Below are 16,553 nucleotides of genomic sequence, written 5' to 3' on the forward strand. Positions count from 1 at the left end.
AAGGGGCTTGGAAACGCTGGGATGACGAGCGGCGATGGTGGCGAATTCCAGCGGCAGGCAGCGATCTGCCGCACGATGCAGTCGCCCTTTACCGCATCGGTGCTGGAGGCGGGCGCGCGGATCCTGTTCCAGGGCCCGCGGACGGCCCAGATGATCGCCGATTGGCCGGGTAGCCGGAGCGAGGCGGCGGTTGCGTTGCGCTTTTCGGGGGCCATGCACGCGCTTGCCCGCAGGCGGGTCAATCCGGCGCTGGTTGCGCTCTATCACGCACTGGACGGCGATTTCGATGCCGTGATCGGGGCGACGCTGGCGGCGCATGACGATTGGGTCGCGGAATGGATGCAGTCCCCGCCCCAGACGAACGAAGTGTATCGCGCAGGGCCGATCATGGCCGCGCTGTTGTGTGCGGCAGCGCGATTTCCGATGCCGTTCGAGCTGCTGGAGCTGGGATCGAGCGCTGGCCTCAACCTCAATCTGCATCGTTTTGCCTATGATCTTGGCGGCGTTCGCGCCGGTAATGCGCTCAGCCTGCTCCGCATTGCGCCGTCATGGCGCGGGCCGCCGCCACCGGCCGCCCTGGTGCAGGTGACACAGACGCGCGGGGTGGATCGCGACCCGCTCGATCCGCTGGACGAGGGGACAAAGGAGCGGCTGCGCGCCTATTGCTGGCCCGATCAGACGGAACGGATGGCGCGGCTGGAGGCGGCGCTGGCGATGGCCGCCGTATATCCACCGCGCATCGACCGGGGCGATGCCGCCGACTGGCTTGAGGCGCAGCTTGCCCTGCCGCAGGCCGAAGGGACTGGCCGCGCGGTGTTTCATTCCATCGTCCTGCAGTATCTGGACGCCGCCAGGCGGGATCGGGTGGCGCGGGCAATGGCTGCGGCCGGGCGGGCGGCAACGGCTGCGCGGCCGCTGGTCTGGATCAGCTTTGAATGGGACGAGGGGCGATCCTGTGTGGAAATCGCCCTGACGCTGTGGCCGGATGGAACGCGGCGGGTGCTGGGGACCAGCCATGCCCATGGCGCCTGGGTCGACTGGACCGGCTGACCCTGCTCAGCTTGCGGTCAACCAGTCCCGGATGGCGGCGTTGAGGGCCTCGGGTGCCTCCCACGGCACGAAATGGCCCGCCTGTTCGATCCGCGTAATGCGGAGGTTCGGAACAAGTGCGTCCAGACCGTCAAGCTGACAGGGCAACAGCGCGCTGTCCTTCATGCCCCAGATGACCAGGGTCGGCATGGCGATCGGCGGGAACGGGCCGTCCAGCCAGGCGGGTCGCGCGGGCGCCTCGCCGATTGCCGGCACCTCGATCGCACTGGCCCGATACCAGTTCAGCATGGCGGTGATTGCGCCCGGTTGCGACCATTCGTCGAGATAGGCCGACTTTTCCCCGACCAGCAGCGCGGGATCGGCATGCCGGGCAAAACTGGTGTCGAAAAACGCGGACAGGCCAATCGCATCCAGATGCGCCTCGATCCCCGGATTGCGGAACGCAGTGATATACTGGCTGGCGGCGCGCTGGTCCGCATCGTCGAACAATGTCCGCTGAAAGATCAGCGGGTGCGGCGCATTGGCGATGATCAGCCGTTCGATCCGGTCGGCATGGCGCAATGCGGCCATCCAGGCGATAGCACCGCCCCAGTCATGCCCCACCAAAGTGAACCGGCCGATGCCCAGATGATCGGCCAGAGCGATCAGGTCGGCAACGGGATGTTCGGGCGCATAGGCTGCGACGTCCACCGGCTTGTCCGACCGGGCATAGCCGCGCTGATCGGGCGCGACGACGAAATGGTCGCGGGAAAATTCGGCCATCTGATGCCGCCAGGTGCGGTGCGATTCGGGAAAGCCGTGCAGAAAGATCATGGCGGGGGCGGCAGGATCGCCCGCCGTCCACACATCCAGTGCAACGCCGGTGGCAAGCGCGATCCGGTGCTGCCCGGTGCTCACGGATAGCTGACCGTCTTGGGCACTTCCGGGATGGGGATATATTCCTTGTCATCACCGGGCACGGTCGGAAACTCTCCGGCCTTCCACGCGCGCTTTGCCTCGTTGATCCGGTCGCGGCTGGAAGAAACGAAGTTCCACCAGACATGGCGCTCGGTGCGAAAGGCTTCGCCGCCCGCCAGCATGATGCGGCCGCCGCTGCTGCTGGTCAGCGTGGCGGCGATGCCGGGGCGCAGCACATACAGCAGTTGCGGCTCCAGCGTCATGCCGTCCAGCGTCGCATCGCCCATCGCCACATAGATGCAGCGTTCGTCCGCATCGGCATCGATCGGCACGCTGGCCCCGGCGCCGAGCAGGATGTCGGCATAGATGGTGCCGGCATGGGTCGTGGTCGGCGCGGTGCGACCCCATAGCGTGCCCATGATGATGCGCGCCCGCACGCCCGAATCCTCCAGCACCGGCAATTCGGCGCGCGGCACATGCTGGAACGCGGGATCCGTCTCCTCCAGATAATCGGGCAGGGCGAGCCAGGTCTGGATGCCGGACAGCTCCGGTCCATGCGCGCGTTCCGCGCCGGGCGAGCGTTCGGAATGGACGATGCCGCGCCCCGCAGTCATTAGGTTGACCGCACCTGGCTCGATCGTGGCAAAGGTGCCGAGCGAATCGCGATGGTCGATCGCCCCGCCGAACAGATAGGTGACGGTCGACAGGTTGATATGCGGATGCGGCCGCACGTCGATTCCCTCGCCCTTGGGCAGGCGGGCGGGGCCCATCTGGTCGAAAAAGATGAACGGACCCACCATGGTCCGCGGACGGGAGGGCAGGGTGCGATGCACCTTGAACCCGCCAAGGTCATGGCTGGTCGGGCGGATCACCTGATGAATCAGGCTGTCGGCAGCCGCATCGGCTCCGAAATCGGTCCAGTCGCTCATCGGATATCTTTCTTCTGGCGCGGAATCGCGGGTCGACGATCAGAATAGCGCGAGGCGGGGCGCAAGTCGCCCCATTTGCCTTGTGATCAGTTCAGGCCGGCGGGCGAGCCCGCTTGCGCCAGAACCGTCAGTCGATGATTCAGCCGGTTCAGGATCGCACGGCGTTCATCGTCACCGGCGTCGCGCCAGACGGCGATTTCCTGACCGGTCCGGCCACAGCCAAGGCACCAGCCGGTTGCCGGATCAAGACGGCAAACCCCCGTGCAAGGGCTCATCACCCCCTCTGGCGCCACATAGTCCGCAAAGTCATCGTCTGCTTGCATGGCAGGCGCTCCGGCTCAGCGGCCGAGCGTGACCTCAAGAAACGCAGGGAACGGGCCGTTCCAGCCATCGTCGGGGCCGTCATCAGCGGCCGCGCGGTGATCGCGCCGTTCCGGGCGCGCGGCCGGTTCCTGCCGGCGCGGCGCCGCAGGACGCGGTGCCCGCTCTGTTCGCTCTGCGCGTTCTGCTGGTTCCGGTGCCGCTGCCTTGACCGGTGCATCGGCCCCCTTGCCGCGCGATCGGCGACGGCGCGGGGCGTCGCCCTCGGCCGGCTTGTCCGCTTCGCTGCCGACGGGCGCATCAGCGATAGTTGCTGGCGTCCGGTCGAGCCGCGGGATCTGCTGGCCCGTCAGCTTTTCGATATTGGCGATGTTTTCCGCATCCTCCGCCGTGACGAAGGTATAGGCGGTGCCCTTTGCGCCCGCCCGGCCGGTGCGGCCGATGCGGTGGACATAATCGTCCGGATGCCAGGGCGCATCGAAATTGAAAACGTGGCTGACGCCCTTGACGTCCAGACCGCGTGCCGCGACGTCGCTGGCGACCAGGATGTTGATCTCGCCCGCCTTGAACCGGTCCAGTTCGGCGATTCGCGAGGATTGATCCATGTCGCCATGGATTTCCCCGGATCGGAACCCGTGCCGCTTCAGGCTCTTGTTCAGTTCGCGGACGGTCGTCTTGCGATTGCAGAACACGATGCCCGTCTGCACGTCTTCGGACTGAAGCAGGCCGCGCAGCACGTCGCGCTTTTTCATCGCGCTGGTCTGCACGATATATTGCGTGATGTTCGTGTTGGTCGTCGCGGGGCGGGCGACCTCGATCGTCTTGGGGTTCGACAGGAACTTGTCCGCCAGCTTCTTGATCGGCGGCGGCATCGTTGCCGAAAACAGCAGCGTCTGGCGATTGACCGGCAGCTTCGAACAGATCGTTTCGATGTCCGGGATGAAGCCCATGTCGAGCATTCGGTCCGCCTCGTCGATGACGAGCATGGAACAGCCGGTCAGCAGGATCTTGCCGCGTTCGAACAGGTCCATCAGGCGACCCGGCGTGGCGATCAGCACATCGACGCCGCGCTCCAGCGCCTTGACCTGATCGCCCATCTGAACGCCGCCGATCAGCAGGGCCATCGAAAGCTTGTGGTTCTTGCCGTACTTCTCGAAATTCTCCGCCACCTGAGCGGCAAGCTCACGCGTCGGCTCCAGGATCAGGCTGCGCGGCATCAGCGCGCGGGTGCGGCCCTGCGCCAGGATGTCGATCATCGGCAGGACGAAGCTGGCGGTCTTGCCGGTGCCCGTCTGCGCGATCGCGATCAGGTCGCGCATCATCAGCACGGACGGAATGGCCTGTGCCTGGATGGGCGTCGGCTCGCTATAGCCGGCCGTGGACACCGCCTTCAAAAGTTCATCGGAGAGGCCGAGATCGGCAAAGCTCATGCAAATGTCCGGAAAATGGGCACGCCGAATGGTCGCGCCGCCGCATCGGCGCTCGCGGATTTATGCCTGAATGTCAAGCGTTGAGGGTGTTCGGTGGCTATTGCGCGGGAACCAGGGCGTGAAAGGAATTGATCTGGCACTGCCCGCCGGAGCGGGAACGCACCCAATCGCGCTCGGCGCAGATTTTGCCGTCGCTGGCCGGCTTTAGATAGACGCCGGAATAGAAATTGAGTGCCGGGCAATCGCTACCCAGCCGCGCGCGCACCCGTTTGCCGCCGCTCATCACCAGGTCGACGCTATCCGGACGCGTGATCGTGGCAGCGGCAATCTCTCCCAGCGGCAGACAGCGGCCCGCGCGCTTTTCCACCCAGGTGATCGGCGGCGGGGCGGGCGCGCGGGAGGATGCCGGGCTGACGCTGGCGGCCAATGCGGTGGTGTTCGGCACCCGGATGACGATTCGCTGGATGCTCATGGTGGTCGTGACGACGCGGCGCTGGCCCTGAACCGGCGGATCGGGCGGCGCACCGGGCAGCAGGGCGCCCGTCACCGCGATCATCAGCCATGTAAACGGGTTCGAGATCGTCATACCTCTGACATCATGGAGCGGGGGTTTTGAACTGCGGATGAACTGGCCGCAAGGGCGAAAGCCATGCTAGGGGTTTTGACGTATGGCTATGAATGCGCGACCGGCATCGGCGGAAATCGCCGCCCCGACCCCGGCACAGGCGGCGCTGCTGGACGTGCTGGCAGCGCGGCTGCCACCGCAGGCGATCATCACCGATCCGCTGACCATCGATCCCTGGCTGCATGACTGGCGCGGCCGGTATGACGGCATCGCACCGGCGATCCTGTCGCCGGCCACGACGGCGGAAGTGGCGATGATCGTCCGCGCCGCTGCCGATCACGGCGTTCCGCTGGTGCCGCAGGGGGGCAATACGTCCATGGTGGGCGGGGCAACGCCGCCGCCCGACGGGTCGGCGCTGATCCTGTCGCTGCGCCGGATGCGGGCCATCCGGTCGCTGGATGCGGAAACGGGCTTGGCAGTGGCAGAGGCTGGCGTGATCCTGGCTGACCTGCATGATGCCGCTGCCGCCGCGGGCCGGCGCTTTCCCCTGACGCTTGGCGCGCGGGGCAGCGCCACGATCGGCGGCCTGGTGTCCACCAATGCCGGTGGCACGCAGGTGCTGCGATTCGGCACGATGCGCGCGCTGACCGCGGGGGTCGAGGCGGTTCTGCCCGACGGGTCGGTGCATGACGGGCTGATCCCGTTGAAAAAGGACAATCGGGGATATGACCTCAATCAGCTGTTGATCGGGGCCGAAGGGACGCTGGGCGTCATCACGGCGGCTTCCCTGCGCCTGGTGCCCGCAATCGCGGCACGGGCGGTCGCCTGGGTCGGGCTGGATAGTCCGGATGCGGCACTCACGCTGCTGCGTGCGTGCGAGGCGCGGGGGCAGGCGGTGGAGGGGTTCGAGATCATCCCCGGCGATTCGCTGGCGCTGGTGTTGCGGCATATTCCGGGAACGCGGTCGCCGATCGCCGGAACGCACCCCTGGCACGTGCTGATCGAGGCGGTGTCGACCGACCTTGCCGTGCTGCCCGATCCGGCGGCCGTGCTGGAACCCGTGCTGGCCGACGCGCTGTCGGGCGGCCTGATCCGCGACGCGATGATCGCGGCGAGCGAGGCGCAGGCAGACGCGCTGTGGCGCATCCGCGATTCGCTGTCGGAGGCGGAGCGTGCCTCCGGACCGGCGGTTCAGCACGACATTTCGGTTCCGGTGCCGGTCATGCCGCGCTTCATGATTGAGGCGGCGGCTGCGGCAGAAGCGCGCTTTCCCGGGACGCACGCCACCGCATTCGGCCATCTGGGCGACGGCAATGTGCATTTTCACGTCCGCGCGCCGCACGGTGCGGATCGGGATCGCTGGTATGCCACGGACGCGCCCGTCATCACCCGGTTCGTCCATGATCTGGTGACGGCGGCGGGCGGATCGATTTCGGCCGAGCATGGCATCGGCCAGATGAAGATCGCCGAACTGGAGCGGCTGGCCCCCCCGGCGCGCCTGGCGGCAATGCGGGCGATCAAGGCGGGGCTGGACCCGGCCGGACTGTTCAATCCGGGGAAACTGGTCAGGCTTGCGGGCGAGGCCCCGGTGCCATAGACGCGCGGGAACGTTGATTCAGGAGATCGGGATGGCCACCGCGCCGCAAAACCAGTCGTTGCCGCTGTTCTATAATGAGCTGACCCCGCTTTCGAGCGAGACCCATGCGGCGTTCAAGCTGCGCCGGTCGCCCGGTGCGCGGTTCATGGTCAATACCCATGCCGTCCCGCTGACGGTCGAGGAATTTCCGCTGGTGCAGCGGAGCCAGCCGATCGTGTTTTCGGTCGGCGACGATCCCGTGCCGCTGGCGCTGTACGGCCTGAACGAGGGCGTGAACCTGTTCTTCGACGAACAGGGTCAGGTGACCGAGCAGGGCCTGTACATCCCGGCCTATGTCCGTCGCTATCCGTTCCTGCTGGCCCGGCTTCGTCCCAATTCCGATGAATTGTCGCTCTGCTTCGATCCGACGACCGACACGATCGGCGCGTTCGAGGATGGCGAACCGCTGTTCACCGATGGCAAGCCAAGCCAGCTGACCGAGGCTGTGCTGCAGTTCAACGAGCAGTTCGAACAGGCGGGCATGAAGACCAACGCCTTCATGCAGGAGCTGAAGGCGCTCGATCTGCTGATGGACGGCGAGATTTCCATCCAGCCCGAAGGCGCGCCGCAGCCATTTATCTATCGCGGGTTCAAGATGGTCGATGAGCGCAAGCTTGCTGACCTGCGCGGCGATCAGCTGCGCAAAATGTCGCAGAACGGCATGTTGCCGCTCGTTTACGCGCATCTCTTCTCGCTCGGTCACGCGCAGCAGCTGTTCGAGCGTCAGGCGATCCAGGGCAAGATCCCCGGCGTCGAGTTCACGGCCAATCCGGCGCCTGCCCAGGCCTGACCGCGCTGACACTCTAAACGTGGGCGGCGGATGAGCGATCATCTGCCGCCCATTTGATTCGTGGCCCGTTCGCGACGACCGATGGGAGCGAAAGCGCCGCAAAGCGCGCCGAGCCGCCCCCTTGAACAGCAATCCAGCCTTGCCTATGTTGGTCTTGCGCAGCGGTTCCGTGTTCCCCCTTTCGCGGACCTGCGTGGCACGCCTTGGCGTGTCTCCTCCCTGAACCTTGGCCACCTCGTGCATTGCGCGAGGTGGTTTTTTATGTGCCGTCGGGATTATTCGGCGGCGAGCCGCTGCGGCATCACTTCGTCCAGCACGGCATCCAGCAAAGCGCGCAGGGCGGCGGTCGTTCGGTCCAGCCCCGGTCCCGGCTGATCCAGCCGGTGATCGAGGTACAGCGTCCGGTCCAGCTCGATCTGCACCGCCTGGATGCCGGACGCCGGTGCGGCGTGCCGATCAAGCAGATGCCCGCCGGCATAGGGTGCGTTCAGCGCAACGCGCAGCCCGGTCGATCGCGCCGCATCCTCGATTCGCGACACCAGGCGGGGCGAGGCGGAACGACCGAACCTGTCGCCGATCACCAGTTGCGGCGCGCTGCCGGCGGGCATCAATGGCGGCATGGAATGCAGGTCGATCAGCACGGCGACGCCGAATCGTTGTCGCGCCCGGGCCAGCAGCGTGGCAATCGTGCGGTGATAGGGCCGGTGGTCCTCCTCGATCCTTGCCTCGATCTCTGTCGCCAGCCAGCGGCGGCGCCAGATCGGGCCGCTGCCCACCGCACGGCGCGGCACCAGGCCAAGGCCGCTGCGGACGCGGGGCGACCGGTTCGGCAGGCGCTGGGCAATGCCGGCCTCCTCGATCGACGGATCGCGTTCGTCCTCCCCGCGATTAAGGTCGATCCAGGCGCGGGCGCGTCGGGCGATGACCAGGGTTTCGGCAACCCGCACGGCCAGCGCCACGGCATCGACGTACCGGTCCTCCAGCGGCATCAGCGCCGCCAGCGGCACGCCAAGGGCAGCGCAGAGCGATGGCGGATAATCGCGCCCAGCGTGCGGAACCGACAGCACCAGCGGCGTTTCCGGATCAACCGGACCGATCAGATCATGGCTATGGGACGACTCGCCGGGCTGCACGGCGCGAATGCTAGCCCGCGGGCTGTCCGCGCGCCAACCCCCCGAAAGAACGCCACGGCAGGGACGGGCTGGAAAATCTTAAGGGCTTGCCGCATAAAATGGGCGAATAGGGCCGCCTGACACCGGAGAAACCATGTACCGTATCCTGCTCGCCGAGGATGATCGCGGCATGCGCGAATATCTGACGCGTGCGCTTGAGCGCTCCGGCTATGCCGTTTCGGCGGTCGATCGGGGGACCGACGCGATCCCGCTGCTGGAAAATGAGCCGTTCGACCTGCTGCTCACCGACATCGTCATGCCGGAAATGGACGGCATCGAACTGGCGCAGCGGGCGGGCGTGATCGCGCCTGACCTGCGGGTCATGTTCATCACCGGATTTGCTGCCGTGACGCTGAAGGCGGGCAAGGCGCTGCCCAATGCGCGCATCCTGTCCAAGCCGTTTCACCTGCGCGATCTGGTGCTGGAGGTGGACCGGCTGTTCGCGCGGGACGATAGCGGGGCGATTTGATCAAGATGCCGCTTGCCAGCGGCTTGTTCGCTGGCTAAAGCCCGCATCCCGGCGGGCGTGTAGCTCAGTGGTAGAGCACTGTGTTGACATCGCAGGGGTCGCAAGTTCAATCCTTGCCACGCCCACCATGAAAAGCCCCGCTGCCTGACCCAGGCGGCGGGGTTTTTTACGCCGCAGCACCCTCGATCTGCATGGGGTCCAGGCCCCCTTCCATCAGCGCCTTGGCATCAAGCAGCAGCGTACGGGCCGTCTGTTCGGACCGATCCGCATCGCGCGACAGGATCGCCTCCATCACCTCCCGGTGCTGCGCCAGCTTTGCCTCTTCATCCCTGGCGATATTGTCAGTGTAGCGGATGGAAAAGTGCAGTGCCGCCGATACCAGCGGCTTCAGGCGGCAGTAAAAGCTGTTGCCGCTGGCATCGAGGATCGCGAGGTGGAAGGCGATATCGGCGGCCAGCGGATCATCGGCCCCGCGATGAGCGGCCGACATTCGCGCAAAGCCGGCACGGATGCGCTCGTGCGCCTCTGCACTGCCCCGGCGGGCCGCCATGGCGGCTGCCAGCGGCTCGATCCCCAGCCGCACCATCGTGAACTCGATCAGCAGCGGCAGCGAGAAATTGCGGCGCAGCGTCCAGCGCAGCACATCCGGATCGAACAGGTTCCATTGCGAAGGCTGAGTGACGGACGTGCCCAGCCGGGGCCGGGCGGTGACCAGCCCCTTGGCATTCAGCACCTTGATCGCCTCGCGCAGCACGGACCGGCTGGCGCCGTATCGGACGCCAAGTTCCGCCTCCACCGGCAGCAATTCGCCGGGGGCATGGACACCGGTGACGATGGCGGTGCCCATCCCCTCGACAATGGCGCGGGTGCGACGCCCGAGACCAGGCTCAGCAAAATCCAGCGCAGTCTCGATATCAGCGGTCATGTCGCCTGTGTTACGGCGCATGACCGTTGACGGCAAGCGGGCGTCCCGGCCCTATTTTGCGGTCGAGAACGCAAAGATCGTGCGGCTGGCATAGGGCTTGCCCGGGCGCAGGATCGCGTCGGGAAAGCCGGGCTGGTTCGGCGAATCCGGGAAATGCTGGGTTTCAAGCGCAACTGCCGAGCGGAAGGGATAGGCATTGCCGCCCTTGCCCGTCACGCTGCCGTCCAGGAAATTGCCGGAATAGAACTGGATGCCCGGCTCGTTGGTCGAAATGGTGAGCACGCGGCCGGAACCCGGATCAGCAAGCACTGCGGCCTCGCGCATTCCCGAACCGTTCAGCACCCAGTTATGGTCATATCCCTTGCCGATCACGATCTGCGGATGCTTGGCCCCGATGTCGCGGCCGATCGGTTTGGCGGTGCGGAAATCGAACGGTGTCCCTTCGACCGGAGCCAGCTCGCCCGTCGGGATCGCCGTCGGATCGGTGGGCAGATAGCGGTCGGCATTCAGTTTGAGCGTGTGATCCAGCACCGTCTTTGCGTTGACGCCAGCCAGGTTGAAATAGGCGTGCTGGGAAATGTTGAACGGCGTCGCCTTGGTCGTTTCGGCGCCATAATCGACGATCAGCCGATTGTCGTCGGTCCAGACATAGGTGACGGTGGCCGTCACCTGACCCGGATATCCCTGATCCCCGTCCGGGCTGACCAGGGTGAAGCGGACGCCCGGGCCATCGGCGGTATCGACGCGGCGGCCGGACCAGAGCGACTTGTCAAACCCGACCTCGCCGCCATGCAGGTGATTGGGCGCGTTGTTGGTCGCCAGCTGATAGCTTTTGCCGTCCAGCGTGAACTGCCCCTTGGCAATGCGGTTGGCAAAGCGGCCGACGACCGCGCCGAAATACGGGCTGTCGGTCAGGTAGGGCGCTGCGGTGTCAAAGCCGAAATTGACATCGGCCAGCTTGCCGTCGCGATCCGGCACGTCCAGCGTCAGGATGGTCGCGCCAAGATCCATGATGGTCAGGCCCGCGCCGCTTTTGTTGCGCAATTCCCATTTGGTGACGAACCGGCCGTCCGGCAGGTTTTCCATCGCCTTGTCCGTGATGGTGATGCCCGTATCGGCCGGCGCGCTGGCCGCTTCGGTGCCATTGCCCGCATCCCCGCCGCCCGAGCATCCTGCCGCCGTCACGCCAAATGCCATCGCCATCAACAAACCCTTCCGCATCCGTCCTCTCCCTTTCCCGTTTCTGTTGGCAGGCCAGCGTGGATCGGTGTTCCACCCGGCGGTTCGCACGCTCTTCAGGTCCGCACAAGTATAAATGATTGCGCTAACAATCCTAGAATTGAAATGGTTCGACGCTGCGCCGTTCGCCCAGCAGAAAGGCGTCGGCAACCAGCTTTATGGGCGAAAGGTCGACATCGCTTGCGCCCGTGTGCACCAGTTCCGCAAAGCGGCGATACAGGCGGCGATATTCATGATCGGGGGCGTGCTGTTCCGCCTCATCGCCGACCCTGAGCACCGATCCGCCCATCGACAACGTCAGATCGCCGGCATCAGTGCTGACGACCATGTCCCAACTTTGCGGCCCCGTCTGCAGAAAATCGAAATCGGCATCGACTGGCGTGTCGCCTGAACGAAGGGCAAGCCGGGCGGCGATCGGGGCAAAGCGGTTGGCGGGGAAATCCAGCCGTGCCGCCTCGACCCGCACAGGCTGCGGCAGGATGCGGGTCAGGATCGACAGGGCATTGATGCCGGGATCGAACACGCCAAGGCCACCCGGCTGCAGGATCCAGTCCTGTCCGGGGTGCCACACCCGGATATCCTCTTTCCAGCGGATGGAGACGCTGTGCACAGCCTTGTCCGCTAGCCACGCACGGGCGGGCTCAACGCCCGCTGCCTCACGCGAATGCCATGTGGCGAACAGCGTGACGCCGCGCCGGTCCGCTTCCTCGGCCAGCAACTCGACCTCCCGCACCGTGGCGCCGGGTGGTTTTTCGATCATCAGATGCTTTCCGGCCGCCAACGCCAGCATCGCCTGATCGAACCGGCCCTGGGGCGGCGTGCACAGCGATACCGCATCCAGATCCGGTTCACCCTCCAGCATCGCCTGAAGCGTGGGATACCGGATCAGCGGATCGCCGGCCGGCATGCTGCGGCTGGCTGCGGCGAGCAGGCTGATTTCCGGGATATCGGCAATCGAGGGCAGATGCTGATCGCGTGCGATCTTGCCGATCCCGACCAGACCGATGCGCAGCGGGGAAGCGGCCGTCCCGACAGGCTGGCGTGCGTCAACCATCGGATCAGACCTTCAGCCGCTTGAGCACCGGGGACAGGACGCCGGCCATCACGTCATAGCCTGCATCCGTCGGGTGGACGCCATCATCCGCCATGCCCGGTTTCATCCCGCCATCCGGCCCGGCAAGGGCGGGGTGGTAATCGATATAGGTCGCCTTCTGCTCGGCGGCGAACTGACGCAGCCAGCGATTATGCGCAGCGATGGGCCCCAGCACGTCGAGGCCGGGTCGCCATGGAAATGCCGATGCAGGCGGAATCGATGCCAGGATCAGGCCGATGCCGTTCACTTTGGCAATCGCGGCCATCGCGCGGAAGTTATTGCGGGTGTCCTCTGCCGACATCGGGCCGGTGTTGCCGGCAATATCGTTGGTGCCGGCCATCAGATGCACGTAACGCGGCTTCAGGTTGACCACATCCTGCTGAAACCGGGCCAGCATCTGCGGCGTCGTCTGGCCGCTGATCCCCCGTCCGATGCGTCCGGCCGAGAAAAAGGCGGGTCGCTTGCCGCGCCATCCTTCCGTGATCGAATCGCCCATGAACACGATGCCCACGGGCTTTCCGGCCGCCAGCACTTCGGCATTTTCGGCGCGATAGCGGAACAGGTGGGGATAATCCTCTCGCATCAGGCGCTGCCAGCGCGCGTCCCAGCTTTCGCCGGGTACCGTATCGCCCACTTGCGCTGCGCCAGCGACACCGGTCAGCGGCAGCGCGGCCGCCAGTCCCAGCAGGTGCCGACGCGCGATGGGCATGCCGCGTCCGGTGCCGACCTGGTTCATCATCCCTCCACCTAGCAATCCTGGACAGCGCGAGGGCGCCGTCCTTTTGTCTGATAATATCCCGCAGCGATCTAGCCCAGCCCGCCCGGTTTTAGCAATCGCCGATGATCGCGGTTGCCGATCACCCCGTCTGACGGGCCAGCCGGTCCTGCAGCCATGCGGAATAGGGGCGGGCCGATGCGATCGCCGCCTCCACGCCCAGCCGGTGTGCCTGCTGTGCCGCCTGGCGTTCCGCATCGGGCGTGCCGAGCAGCCTGCCATTGGCCCCCGGCGTCATGCCAATGCCGAGCAGGAGTTGCAGCCACAGGTCGCGCGAAACGCTGTCCTCCTCGAAATAGGGCAGGCGGGCACGGCGGGTGAACTCGCCCAGGGTGCGCGCAAGGCTTTCCGACCGGTCAAGCGTGCCCACCCGCGTCCAGAAGGGGCCGGCGGGCAGGCCGGGCAGCGCGTAATGGGCGGCGACATAATCGCGCACCCGGTCGGCCAGCATCCCGGCGCGCCGGTTATATTCCGCCCGTTCCTGAGGAATGATGTCCCGGCCGGGCAGCAATTCGGCCAGCAGGTCGATCTGGCCCATCGCCAGATGCAGGTTGGTCCAGCCCAGCGGCTCCAGCGACGCGGCCGCATCGCCAAGCGCCACCAGATTGAACTGAAACGGGTCGTTCAGCCGGCCGGGACGGACGGGAACGATCGGGCCGGGCTCTGCGCCCGTGGTGCGCGCAAGCGCGGCCGCAGCGGCGTCGTCTGTCGTCGCCGCACTGGCATAGCCAAGCATCAGATGCGTGCGATCGCGCCCCGGCGAAACCGAAATCCACCCCTCCGGCACGGCGACCCAGTCATCGACGGGCGCTGTCATCGGCTGGGCGGGGCGGGCGGGCAGCATCAACCGGTCGCAGCCGAGCTGGCTGGTCCAGTCCTGCCGCTGGTCTGCCTGAGCCAGCGCGAACAGCCGGGCGCCGGGTCCGGTGCAATCGAGGTACAGGTCGGCCGCCACCCCCTCGCCATTGGCCAGCCGGACCGAGCGGATCATGCCCGCCGGATCGCGGTCGAGCGCGACCGGTTCGCCCGGCCCGCCCGTCACACCGGCCTGTTGTGCAGCACTCATCAACAGGCGCACATAGGCTCCGGGATCGATGCGCAGCGCATAATCAAGGTCGCTGAGCGGCGAGGCGGGATCGTCGGACGGTTCGGCAAAACGGCCCAGTGCCGCCAACGCCGCCGCCGGACCCGCCGGCCGGTCCATCTCCGCACTTGCCCCTGCCCGGCCGGATCCCTGCCCGACGAACCCGCCGATCAGAGCGGGATTGGGTGCAGCGCCATGGCCCGTAAACCATGGATCGTTCGGCCCCCAGCCGCGATACCGGCAGGCAAGCCGGTGCGTCGCCCCTGTCCGGGTGAGCAGCATATCCTCGTCCAGCCCGACCCGTTCGAAGAACCGGCCAAGCATTGGCAGGCCGGTATGCGCCATGTCGGCGATCGCGCCTTGCGGTTCGCGCGGGACGATCACCCGGATCTGTGCACCGGGCAGCGTGCGCGCCAGCACGAGCGCGGCCGACAGCGCCACCGGGCCGCCACCGAAAATGGCGATGCGTGCCAGCGCAGGCCGCGATGCTGCACCCGTTCCGGTCATGCTGCGGCCAGCCGCTCCGCCTCTTTTTCCAGATAGGCACGGTGCCCCGGCATCCGCGCGACCGTCGCCTCGATTTCCCGTTCCAGCCCGCCCAGCGCGGCCTTCAGACCGGCGGCGGGGGGCAGGTCGGCACGGGGGTCATAGGCATCGGGCACAATGCCCTGGCCCAGATAGACCGCGATCCAGCTCGGCTCGAAAAACAACCCCTCGCCATATTTGCTGACGCGGCCTGCCCGGCGCCACAGATCCAGCTTGTCGGCCAGGCTGTCGGGCAGCGCCATGGTGCGCACATGGTTCCAGAAATCGGAATCGGTGCGGCGCGTGGCGTTGTAATGCAGGATCAGGAAATCCCGGATGCGGTCATATTCCATGTCGACCAGCCGGTTGAACTCGGCGCGGTCGGCATCGTGCATGCCATCGGCCGGGAACAGGTCGATCAGGCGCGTGATCGCCATCTGCACCAGATAGATGCTGGTCGATTCCAGCGGCTCCAGAAAGCCGGAGGCAAGGCCGATGGCAACGACATTTCCGACCCAGCTTTCGCGCCGCCGTCCGGCCCGAAAGCGCAGGATGCGGGGATCGGCCAGCGGCTTGCCCTCCACCGCCCCCAGGATCGCGGCGCACGCCTCATCCTCCGACACATGGCTGGACGAAAAGACATAGCCATTGCCGACCCGGTGCTGCAACGGGATGCGCCAGCGCCACCCGGCGGGCATGGCGACGGCGCGGGTATAGGGTTCGATCTCGCCCGGCGGCGAAGTGCAGGGCAGGGCGGCGGCACGATCGCAGGGCAGCCAGCCGCTCCAGTCCTCCCACGCCGCGCCCATGGTTTCGCCCAGCAACAGGCTGCGGAAACCGGAACAGTCGACAAACAGATCGCCCTCGATGACCGACCCGTTGTCCAGCCGGAGCGCAGCAATGTCGCCGCTGTCGCCATGGCGGATCACCTCCACCACCTTTGCCTCGGTCCGCACCACGCCGCGCGTTACCGCATAGTCGCGCAGGAACGGCCCAAAGCGGGTGGCATCGAACTGATAGGCATAGCCATAGGTCGAAGCGACGCTGCCATCGCGCAGATCGGGGATGGCGAAGCGCCGCGCCTCTGCCATCCGGACCCCCATGGAATAGGCGCCGATCGGCACATTCGCCCCCGTTGCCTGCGCGCGCAGCCAGAAATGGTGAAAGCCGACCCCGGCCAGATCCTGACCATAAGTGCCGAAGGGGTGGATATAGCGTTCGCCGATCGCGCCGAAATCCTGGAAATCGATGCCCAGCTTGAACGTCGCATTGGTGGCGGCCATGAACGCCGCCTCGTCAATGCCAAGGCCGGTGACGAATTCGCGGACGTGCGGCAACGTCGCCTCGCCAACCCCGACGATCCCGATTTCCGCCGATTCGATCAGGTGCACATCGGCAATGCCGCCGAGATGGCGGATGAGCGCCGCCGCCGTCATCCACCCCGCCGTTCCGCCGCCCAGCACCACCACCCGGGTGCGCGGGATCATGCCGCCGTCAACGCCTGTCATGCTGCCGTTGTGGCAAGTTTCTGACCGCGCTGAAAGAGGGCATGGGCACGGGGGCGGCGCGACCGGAAACACCGGCCTGTCGCAGGCCACCCGGCCATAGCGGCTTGCAGGTGTGCGCGGGGACCGGCATGACCCGGCGCGCCGT

General features: G+C 66.5%; 16 protein-coding genes and 1 tRNA gene. 5 read left to right on the top strand and 12 right to left on the bottom strand.

Annotated features, from left to right (window positions below; translation table 11 throughout):
- Nucleotides 1–21 precede the first annotated feature (21 nt).
- Nucleotides 22–1,050, top strand: coding sequence for a DUF2332 domain-containing protein (locus tag ACNI3Q_RS11275; RefSeq protein WP_426276740.1), 1,029 nt, complete (start codon nt 22–24; stop codon nt 1,048–1,050).
- 6 nt (nt 1,051–1,056) lie between these two features.
- Here ACNI3Q_RS11275 and ACNI3Q_RS11280 read toward each other — a convergent pair whose 3' ends face one another.
- The 5 genes from ACNI3Q_RS11280 to ACNI3Q_RS11300 form a co-directional block, all read right to left on the bottom strand.
- The gene (locus ACNI3Q_RS11280) at nt 1,057–1,947 is read right to left on the bottom strand and encodes an alpha/beta fold hydrolase (RefSeq protein WP_426276742.1); all 891 of its coding nucleotides are present in this window, start codon (nt 1,945–1,947) and stop codon (nt 1,057–1,059) included.
- Nucleotides 1,944–2,876 carry a pirin family protein gene (locus ACNI3Q_RS11285; RefSeq protein WP_426276744.1) on the bottom strand — a complete coding sequence of 311 codons (933 nt, stop codon included), beginning with the start codon at nt 2,874–2,876 and terminating at the stop codon, nt 1,944–1,946. The genes ACNI3Q_RS11280 and ACNI3Q_RS11285 overlap by 4 nt, the downstream gene beginning before the upstream one ends.
- A gap of 86 nt (nt 2,877–2,962) precedes the next feature.
- Nucleotides 2,963–3,199 carry a DUF1289 domain-containing protein gene (locus ACNI3Q_RS11290; protein ID WP_426276746.1) on the bottom strand — a complete coding sequence of 79 codons (237 nt, stop codon included), beginning with the start codon at nt 3,197–3,199 and terminating at the stop codon, nt 2,963–2,965.
- A gap of 15 nt (nt 3,200–3,214) precedes the next feature.
- Nucleotides 3,215–4,627, bottom strand: a complete 1,413-nt coding sequence (locus ACNI3Q_RS11295; protein WP_426276748.1) for a DEAD/DEAH box helicase — start codon at nt 4,625–4,627, stop codon at nt 3,215–3,217.
- Between the two features lie 97 nt (nt 4,628–4,724).
- Nucleotides 4,725–5,213: a hypothetical protein gene (locus ACNI3Q_RS11300; RefSeq protein WP_260020406.1), complete on the bottom strand. Its 489-nt coding sequence runs from the start codon at nt 5,211–5,213 to the stop codon at nt 4,725–4,727.
- Nucleotides 5,214–5,301: 88 nt separating this feature from the next.
- On the opposite strand from ACNI3Q_RS11300, the gene ACNI3Q_RS11305 reads away from it, so the two are divergent.
- Together ACNI3Q_RS11305 and ACNI3Q_RS11310 are read left to right on the top strand one after the other, a co-directional pair.
- A complete protein-coding gene (locus tag ACNI3Q_RS11305; protein WP_426277572.1) occupies nt 5,302–6,789 on the top strand; it encodes an FAD-binding oxidoreductase in 1,488 nt (495 codons plus the stop codon).
- A gap of 31 nt (nt 6,790–6,820) precedes the next feature.
- A complete protein-coding gene (locus ACNI3Q_RS11310; RefSeq protein WP_426276751.1) occupies nt 6,821–7,618 on the top strand; it encodes a SapC family protein in 798 nt (265 codons plus the stop codon).
- Between the two features lie 275 nt (nt 7,619–7,893).
- On the opposite strand, the gene ACNI3Q_RS11315 is transcribed toward ACNI3Q_RS11310, so the two are convergent.
- Nucleotides 7,894–8,751, bottom strand: coding sequence for an N-formylglutamate amidohydrolase (locus tag ACNI3Q_RS11315; RefSeq protein ID WP_426276753.1), 858 nt, complete (start codon nt 8,749–8,751; stop codon nt 7,894–7,896).
- 133 nt (nt 8,752–8,884) lie between these two features.
- Between ACNI3Q_RS11315 and cpdR the strand changes: the two genes are divergently transcribed.
- Both cpdR and ACNI3Q_RS11325 read left to right on the top strand, forming a co-directional pair.
- The gene (cpdR, locus tag ACNI3Q_RS11320; protein ID WP_260020402.1) at nt 8,885–9,259 is read left to right on the top strand and encodes a cell cycle two-component system response regulator CpdR; all 375 of its coding nucleotides are present in this window, start codon (nt 8,885–8,887) and stop codon (nt 9,257–9,259) included.
- A gap of 53 nt (nt 9,260–9,312) precedes the next feature.
- Nucleotides 9,313–9,387 (top strand) — tRNA-Val (locus ACNI3Q_RS11325).
- Between the two features lie 38 nt (nt 9,388–9,425).
- On the opposite strand, the gene ACNI3Q_RS11330 is transcribed toward ACNI3Q_RS11325, so the two are convergent.
- From ACNI3Q_RS11330 to ACNI3Q_RS11355, 6 genes are all read right to left on the bottom strand, one after another.
- Complete coding sequence (locus tag ACNI3Q_RS11330; protein ID WP_426276755.1) at nt 9,426–10,184, bottom strand: FadR/GntR family transcriptional regulator; 759 nt, start codon at nt 10,182–10,184, stop codon at nt 9,426–9,428.
- A gap of 51 nt (nt 10,185–10,235) precedes the next feature.
- Nucleotides 10,236–11,387, bottom strand: coding sequence for an aldose epimerase family protein (locus ACNI3Q_RS11335; protein WP_426276757.1), 1,152 nt, complete (start codon nt 11,385–11,387; stop codon nt 10,236–10,238).
- A gap of 130 nt (nt 11,388–11,517) precedes the next feature.
- Nucleotides 11,518–12,477: a Gfo/Idh/MocA family protein gene (locus ACNI3Q_RS11340; protein ID WP_426276759.1), complete on the bottom strand. Its 960-nt coding sequence runs from the start codon at nt 12,475–12,477 to the stop codon at nt 11,518–11,520.
- 4 nt (nt 12,478–12,481) lie between these two features.
- Entirely contained in the window at nt 12,482–13,252 is a 771-nt protein-coding gene (locus ACNI3Q_RS11345; protein ID WP_426276761.1) for a GDSL-type esterase/lipase family protein, read from the bottom strand.
- 121 nt (nt 13,253–13,373) lie between these two features.
- Nucleotides 13,374–14,882 carry a tryptophan 7-halogenase gene (locus tag ACNI3Q_RS11350; protein ID WP_426276763.1) on the bottom strand — a complete coding sequence of 503 codons (1,509 nt, stop codon included), beginning with the start codon at nt 14,880–14,882 and terminating at the stop codon, nt 13,374–13,376.
- A complete protein-coding gene (locus tag ACNI3Q_RS11355) occupies nt 14,879–16,408 on the bottom strand; it encodes a tryptophan halogenase family protein (RefSeq protein WP_426276765.1) in 1,530 nt (509 codons plus the stop codon). Before ACNI3Q_RS11355 ends, ACNI3Q_RS11350 begins: the two co-directional genes overlap by 4 nt.
- Between the last annotated feature and the right edge of the window lie 145 nt (nt 16,409–16,553).

Source organism: Sphingomonas eleionomae, from assembly GCF_049889035.1.
GTDB lineage: Bacteria > Pseudomonadota > Alphaproteobacteria > Sphingomonadales > Sphingomonadaceae > Sphingomonas.